Annotated in this window: 6 protein-coding genes; 3 read left to right on the plus strand and 3 right to left on the minus strand. The window is 29.5% G+C overall.

Annotated features, from left to right (window positions below):
• Positions 1-12: 12 nt before the first annotated feature.
• From J6V67_RS04815 to J6V67_RS04825, 3 genes are read right to left on the minus strand one after another with little or no spacing between them, the layout of a single operon-like run.
• Positions 13-738 carry a basic amino acid ABC transporter substrate-binding protein gene (locus J6V67_RS04815; RefSeq protein WP_291859551.1) on the minus strand — a complete coding sequence of 242 codons (726 nt, stop codon included), beginning with the start codon at positions 736-738 and terminating at the stop codon, positions 13-15.
• Between the two features lie 12 nt (positions 739-750).
• Positions 751-1,479, minus strand: a complete 729-nt coding sequence (locus J6V67_RS04820; protein WP_291859554.1) for an amino acid ABC transporter ATP-binding protein — start codon at positions 1,477-1,479, stop codon at positions 751-753.
• Positions 1,472-2,182: an amino acid ABC transporter permease gene (locus J6V67_RS04825; protein WP_291859562.1), complete on the minus strand. Its 711-nt coding sequence runs from the start codon at positions 2,180-2,182 to the stop codon at positions 1,472-1,474. The genes J6V67_RS04820 and J6V67_RS04825 overlap by 8 nt, the downstream gene beginning before the upstream one ends.
• Positions 2,183-2,341: 159 nt before the next feature.
• Between J6V67_RS04825 and cas9 the strand changes: the two genes are divergently transcribed.
• The 3 genes from cas9 to cas2 are packed head-to-tail and all read left to right on the plus strand — an operon-like array spanning position 2,342 to position 6,894.
• Positions 2,342-5,653: a type II CRISPR RNA-guided endonuclease Cas9 gene (cas9, locus tag J6V67_RS04830; RefSeq protein WP_291859556.1), complete on the plus strand. Its 3,312-nt coding sequence runs from the start codon at positions 2,342-2,344 to the stop codon at positions 5,651-5,653.
• A complete protein-coding gene (gene cas1, locus J6V67_RS04835) occupies positions 5,654-6,562 on the plus strand; it encodes a type II CRISPR-associated endonuclease Cas1 (RefSeq protein ID WP_291859557.1) in 909 nt (302 codons plus the stop codon).
• A 2-nt stretch (positions 6,563-6,564) separates the two neighbouring features.
• The gene (gene cas2 / locus J6V67_RS04840) at positions 6,565-6,894 is read left to right on the plus strand and encodes a CRISPR-associated endonuclease Cas2 (protein WP_291859559.1); all 330 of its coding nucleotides are present in this window, start codon (positions 6,565-6,567) and stop codon (positions 6,892-6,894) included.
• The last annotated feature ends 429 nt before the right edge of the window (positions 6,895-7,323 follow it).

Genomic DNA, 7,323 nt, shown 5'->3' on the forward strand with positions numbered 1-7,323 from the left:
CATTATTTAACCTTATTTTAGATCATATTTAACTAAAAGCTTATCATATGTGCCATCATTTTTTAATTCATCAATAGCTGAGTTGATTTTTGCTTGAAGTTCTTTGTGTTTGCCTTTATCAAATGCAAAGCTAAAGCCTTCGCTACCATCTGGAAGATGTAAAAATTCAACTAAATCTGGATTTTGTTTTAAATATCCATAACCTATTGAGCTATCTACTATAAGAGCATCGGCTTTTGCGTTTTTGACTGCCATAACTGCACCAAATATCTCATCAATAGCCATAACTTTAGCACCTTTAATCTCTCTAGCAGCTATCTCTTGAACGGTGCCAAGTTGCACTGATATTTTTTTACCTTCAAGTTGTTCAAATTTAGTTAGATCTTTATTATCAGCTTTTTTGATGAATAAATTCATAGTGTGATAGTATGATTTACTAAAATCAACAGCCTTAATTCTCTCAGGCGTAGCACTCATTGCAGCTGCTATAATATCTATTTTACCAGCTTTTAAAGCAGGAATTAAAGAATCAAATGAGATATTTACAATCTCAATTTTAAAGCCAACTTTTTTAGCGATTTCAGCCATCAAATCCATATCAAATCCAGTAATTTGATTTTGTTCATTAACAAATTCAAATGGTGGATATGTAGCATTTGTACCTACTTTGATCGTTTGAGCATTTGCCACAGCTACTAGCATAGTTATGCTAAGAATTAATTTAAACAATAGTCGCATTCTATTCCTTTATTAGTGATTTAGTACTTTATTTAAAAACTCGCCAAGTCTTGGGTGGGTAGTATCTTCAAATATTGCTTTAGGGCAGCCATCTACTGCAATTATACCTTTATCCATAAAAAATATTCTACTAGCTACATTTCTAGCAAATCCCATTTCATGGGTTACTACAATCATTGTTAAGCCTTCGTTTGCTACCTCTTTCATAATAGATAAAACCTCGCCAATCATCTCAGGATCTAAGGCGCTTGTAGGTTCATCAAATAATATAACTTCAGGTTTTAATGCTAGGCTTCTAGCAATTGCAATTCTTTGTTTTTGACCACCACTTAGTTTGTGCGGATATACATCAGCTTTAGACTCTAGCCCAACCTTTTTTAAGAGTTCAATAGCTCTATCTTTAGCCTCAGATTCGCTGCATAGTTTAGCTTGTACTGGTGCTAGAGTTAAATTTTGCATTACAGTTTTATTGGCAAAAAGGTTAAAATGTTGAAAGACCATACTTACTTTTTGTCTTACTTTATTTATATCAACTTTTTTATCTAAGATATTTTTGCCATCTATGATTATTTGACCACTTGTAGGTTCTTCTAGTCTATTTAGACAGCGTAAAAATGTGCTTTTACCACCACCACTTGGACCAATTACAGCTACTACTTCGCCTCTATTTATTTGTGTATTAATGCCGTTTAAAACGCATAAATCACCGTAGTTTTTTGTTAAATTTATTGTTTTAATCATGTCTGTTTAGCCTATTTTCTAATAATTTTGCCATAACGGAGAATAGTTTGACATTAGCATAATATACTACCCCAGCAAATAAGATTGGCTCAGGAGTAAATAGCGTAGCTTGCAAGCTTTTACTTTGCATTGTCAAATCAAATATTCCTATTAATCCTACAACAGATGTCTCTTTAAATAAGCTTATAAACTCATTAGCAAGAGCTGGGAGTATATTTTTAATTGCTTGTGGGAATATTATTAGGCGCATTGATACACTGTAGCTTAGTCCCATAGCACGAGCTGCCTCCATCTGGCCACGATCGACGCTATTTATACCGCTACGAACAATCTCAGCGACATATGCAGAGCTATTGAGTCCTAGGGCAATTACAGCTGCATAGAAGTTATCGCTAAGTGTAGCAAGAATAACAAAAGCAAATATCATTAATTGTAAAAGTACAGGCGTACCACGAATAATATCTATATATTCATCTATGAAAAATGATAAAATTTTGATATTTAAAAATTTTAAAAAGGCCAATATAAAACCCAAAATAATACCTATACTAATCCCACCAAAAGTAAGCATAATGGTAGTAAAATAGGCATTTGTATGGGCTGATTTTTGCGCATTAGTTAGCTCACTAGGAAAGGTAAGCCATACACCAATAATAATTATACCAACAGAAAAGATGAATTTAAAAAATTTTTCATTGAGCAGCTTTGACAATTTACAAACCTTACTTTAGATTTAAACAAATTGTAATTATACATTAAATTTAATTTTTTATAGCTTAATATTTCTATTATATCTTTTTTATTGATTAAATTTAAGATAATTTTGTGTAAGATATCAATTAATTGCATAAAAAGGATAAATATGAGAGTGTTAGGATTAGATATAGGCATAACTTCTATAGGATGGGCTATCGTTGAGTTTGATAAAGATGCTAAAAATGAGATAGATAAAGAGGATAAAAATAAAATTATAGATTTAGGCGTGAGACTTTTTGATGGAGTTGCAGAAGATAGGAGCGGAAATCTTCTAACTAAGGATTGGCGTAATAGTAAAAGTAGCAGACAAAGATATAAGCGTAAAAAAGAGCGTTTAAAAATTATAGAAAAAGAATTTAGATCAATTGGCTTTTTGGATAATAGCTATAATAAAGAGCGGTTTTTTGCTAAATTTCATTTTGAAAATAAAGATATATTTATCTTGCGCGCTAAAGCTTTAGAAGAAAAGCTAAGCCCTAAGCAGATATTTGCTTGTATATATTATTTAGCAAAGCATAGGGGATATAGATCTGGCCCAGTTCCACAAAGCTCTAAAAGTAAATCTAATGATAAAGATAGCGTAAAAACTATTAATGAAATCCAAAAGACAAAAACCTTGCTTGGTTATGATGTAAATAGTAATAGCTACCAAAGAACAATAGCTCAATTTGCGATTGAAAATATTGGCGATGGTGCTTATCGCAATCGTGATGGCAAAGTAGTCTTTATGGCTCAAAAAGAGATGATAGAGTATGAAATAGGAGAGATTTTAAGATATCAAAGTAAATTTTATAAAGAGATAAATGATAGCTTTATAGATAAAGTTATAGATATAGTAAATTTAAAAGCTCCAGCTATTGATGAAAATCGTATAAAAGAGATGATTGGAGATTGTGCTATTTTAAAAGATGAGATACGAGCATTTAAAAATAGCATTACAGCTACTAAATCTATGATTTTTCAAAGTATAAATAATACATTAAAAAAATATCAAATAGATATGGTTGATAATTTATATGTAGATGCTATGGATATTATCATTAAAAAGGGTAAATTAACATTTGAGAACTTAAATTCAATTTTATCATCAAATATAACAACTAAAGAGAAAGATAAATTTATAGATAATAAAGCTACAAATATGCTTAAAGATATTTGCAAGATTTTAGGTGTGAATAACTATAAGGCTATGAATGATAGGGAAGCTGAATTAAATGATTTAATCTATATCTTTGCAATTTATAAAGACTTTATGCATTGTGAAGAGAAATTTGCCCAGCATTTGGCTAAATATAGCTATACAGATAATCAAAAAGATGAAATTTTGAATTTATGTTTTAATAAGATATCTGGAACTTCAAATTTAAGTCTTAAAGCTTTAAAGGGTATTGAGCCATATTTAATAGATGGATATGTTTATACCATGGCATGTGATGAGTATATAAAACATCTAGATGATAAATCCAAAATAAAAGCAAATAGTATCAAAAGTAAATATCTAAAAGTATTAGTTAAAAAAGAAAATCCAAGAGTTAGAAAAATTGTAAATCAAGCTATCATCTTAATCAATACTTTAATTAAAAATGGAGCTAAATTTGATCAGATTAATATAGAACTTGCAAGAGATTTGCCACTTACTACCAAAGAAAAAAAGAGATATAGCGAGTCTCAAAGACGAAATGAAGAAAATAAAAAAAGCGCTAAAGCAATAGTTGGCCAAAATGCTAAAAACAAGGATATATTAAAAGCTAGATTATTAATCGAGCAAGATTATCAATGCCCATATTGTAATATTAAATTAAATTCATCTGATATTGCTGATAATAAAGTAGAGATAGATCATATCTTGCCACTATCTTTAAGCTTTGATGATAGTTATACAAATAAAGTTTTAGCTCATAAAGAGTGCAACCAACTAAAAGGCCAAAGAATTCCAAGAAGTGGGTTTTTAGATGATGAGTGGTTTGTAAGTCATATAAACTCAATCCCACAATCAATGAGCAAAAGAAAAAGAGATAATCTTTTAATAACGCTAGATGAGTTTGAAAAACATATAGAAGATATAGAAAAGTCTAGAGCTTTAAATGAGACTAGATATGCTAGTAGGCTTATTAAAAACTATATAGAGGAGAATTTGAAATTTGAGGGAAATTGTAGTGATTTAGAAGATATTAAAAACAATAATACAAGACGAAATAGAGTACAAGTAAGAAATGGTAGCTTAACTCATATTCTGCGCAATCTATGGCATATAGGAGATAAAAATATAGATGAGCAAAGATATATAAAAGATAGAAATATCCATACGCATCACGCTCAAGATGCGGTTATAATAGCATTTAGTACTCAAGGGATGGTAAAATCACTCTGTGATATATCTAAAAGGGCTAGTACTAAATATAGGGTACTGCCAAATAGAGGCGAAGTAGTAAGACAAAGCACACACTCATCTATAATAGAGCTAGCTCAACTTAGTAAAGATACAAATGATAAAGTAGATAAGGCATTGCATAGTAGTATGCCTATGGTTCATATGAATGAAGTTTTAAATGAGAGATTAAAGTGGGTTATACCATCTAAAAAGGTAGATAGGCTTCATAATAGTCGCAGTGTTCATGAAGATACAATATGCTCAATTAGATTAAAAGAAAATGGTAATTATAGAAGGTTAAAAGATAAATCTGAATTTGAATATTTAATAAAAAATAATGTAGATAATCTATATGTAATAAAGAGAGTAAGCGTAAAAGATGCTATCTCTAAAACAGTTAAGGAAAATAAGGAAGATAAATTTATTTTTGAATATTTAATAGACAAAGATAGCAGAAACAAAGAGCTATACTCTATGCTTAAAAATAATGATAAGGATGGATTAAATATATATTTTCATGGCAAAAGCCTTGATAAAGCTAAAATAAGTATTCTAAGTAAATATGACAATAGAATGCGATATGTGCGTGGCGGAGTAGCAAATTTAGATAGACAAGATAGATATCTAATATATAAAAAAGATGGAAAGTATCATGTAGGCGTAGTATATAGTGGAGATGATATAAAAGATGATAAAAGTGCTGTAATTGATATTTTAAAAAAAGGAGAAAAACATACCGATCATCAAAAAAGTAATAATGGATTTGAGTATGTAATGACTCTATATAAAAATGATCTGATTTTATATACTAAAGGCAAAAAAGAGTATATAAGATATATAGATGGTATTAATATATCTAATGTTGATTTTGATGTAAGCCATCCTTTAATTAATGACAATAAAAATAGAAAGATAGCACCACATGTTTGTAGTTTAATAGAACGACTTGATATAGATATATTAGGCAATGTATATAAAAATGGTAAAAACTTTACCAAAAAGGCAGCACAGATAATTCAAAATGAGATAAATAATAAGGATAAATAGGTGGCGCAAAAGCTAAATATTTATGTGAGTAGTGATTCTAAATTAAGCATTAAAAACTCAAATTTATTGCTTCAAAAGAGTGATGATATTATAAATATACCTATAGATATTATTAGCTCTATTGTGGTGGATTCATACCATAGCTACTTTTCTCAAAATTTATTATCTTGCCTATCAAGGCAAGGTATAACCTTGATAATATGCGATGAAACACATATGCCTACTACTTTATTATTGCCACTTTGTACGCACTCTGTAGGCAATCTAAACTTAAGAGCCCAGTTAAAATGCAAAAATCAAACAAAAGCAATATTATGGCAAAATATAGTAAAAGCAAAACTACATAATCAAGCTAATCTTTTAGATATATTTGGTTTAAATTCGGTAAATTTATTAAGAAATTTAACCAATAAAGTACTGCTAAATGATAAAGATAATAAAGAAGCTTATGGAGCTAGAATATATTTTTCATCTGCGTTTGGCGATGAGTTTGTGCGTAGAGATGGTGGGTTTATTAATTCTATGCTAAATTTTGGCTATGCTTTAGTAAGATCTAAGATAGCTAGAGCCATAGCAGCTAAGGGCTTAATGCCACAAATTGGCGTAAATCATAACTCTTTTTTGAATAATTTTAATTTAGCCGATGATATGATAGAGCCTTATAGACCATTTATAGATGCTTATGTGCTTTGGTATTTACAAAATAGCGGAGAGATTGATAGCGAATTTGACTCTACTCACAAGAAATTTTTAATATCTATATTTGATAAAGCTGTATTAATAGATGATAAAAGATTTTTATTAGATATTGCAATTGAACAAAGCATTGATTCTTTGCTTCGAGTATTTAAAAATCAAGAAAATACTAAGCTTTTGATGCCTATTTTAGATAAGGAATTTTTAGATTAGATATGAATAGTGAGATTTTGATGCGTATTATGGTTATGTTTGATTTGCCAGTAGGGAGCAAAAAAGAGCGCAAAGAGGCTGCTAAATTTAGAAGTCATCTTTTAAAATGTGGATTTTTTATGTTGCAGTTTTCTGTATATGCTAGAATAGTGCGTGGATATGATAAGGCTGAGGTTATTGCTAATAAGATAAAGTCTAAACTACCTAGCAAAGGAAATGTACGAATGATTACAATCACCGAAAAGCAGTACGCAAATATGGTAGTATTACAAGGCGAACCAAAAAACTCTACAGAGAAGCTAAGTCTAGAAAAAAGCTTATTTGAATTTTGAATATTTTGCCAGGATATACCTGGCAAATGGTTACGATCTAAAAAGATCTTATTATAAGAATGCCCTTAGTTTGTATATGTTATAAGATTTTGATTATACAGTTTATTGATTTAAAATTTGATTAAGAAATCAAAATTTATATCAAAATACCATAAAATCATATCTATAAGAAGTTTCTATTATAACATATAGAAACTAAGGGGGTTCTTATAGCTTGGTTTTTGCCACTTAGTAACATAGAGCAGAATTATAACATATAGAAACTAAGGGGGTTCTTATAGCCTTTATAAAAGTGTTTGTTGTTTGCTTTGCATTATAACATATAGAAACTAAGGGGGTTCTTATAGCGAATTAGACATAATAAAATTTTCTAGGAAAATTATAACATATAGAAACTAAGGGGGTTCTTATAGCATCTTTTTTCAAAAA

Origin of the sequence: Campylobacter sp. (genome assembly GCF_017646085.1) — a bacterium.
Lineage (GTDB): Bacteria > Campylobacterota > Campylobacteria > Campylobacterales > Campylobacteraceae > Campylobacter.

Bases quoted from the DNA above. Each gene is read 5' to 3' on its own strand.
- J6V67_RS04815 (WP_291859551.1), bottom strand. From the start codon at position 738: ATGCGACTATTGTTTAAATTAATTCTTAGCATAACTATGCTAGTAGCT.
- J6V67_RS04820 (WP_291859554.1), bottom strand. From the start codon at position 1,479: ATGATTAAAACAATAAATTTAACAAAAAACTACGGTGATTTATGCGTT.
- cas9 (WP_291859556.1), top strand. From the start codon at position 2,342: ATGAGAGTGTTAGGATTAGATATAGGCATAACTTCTATAGGATGGGCT.
- cas2 (WP_291859559.1), top strand. From the start codon at position 6,565: ATGAATAGTGAGATTTTGATGCGTATTATGGTTATGTTTGATTTGCCA.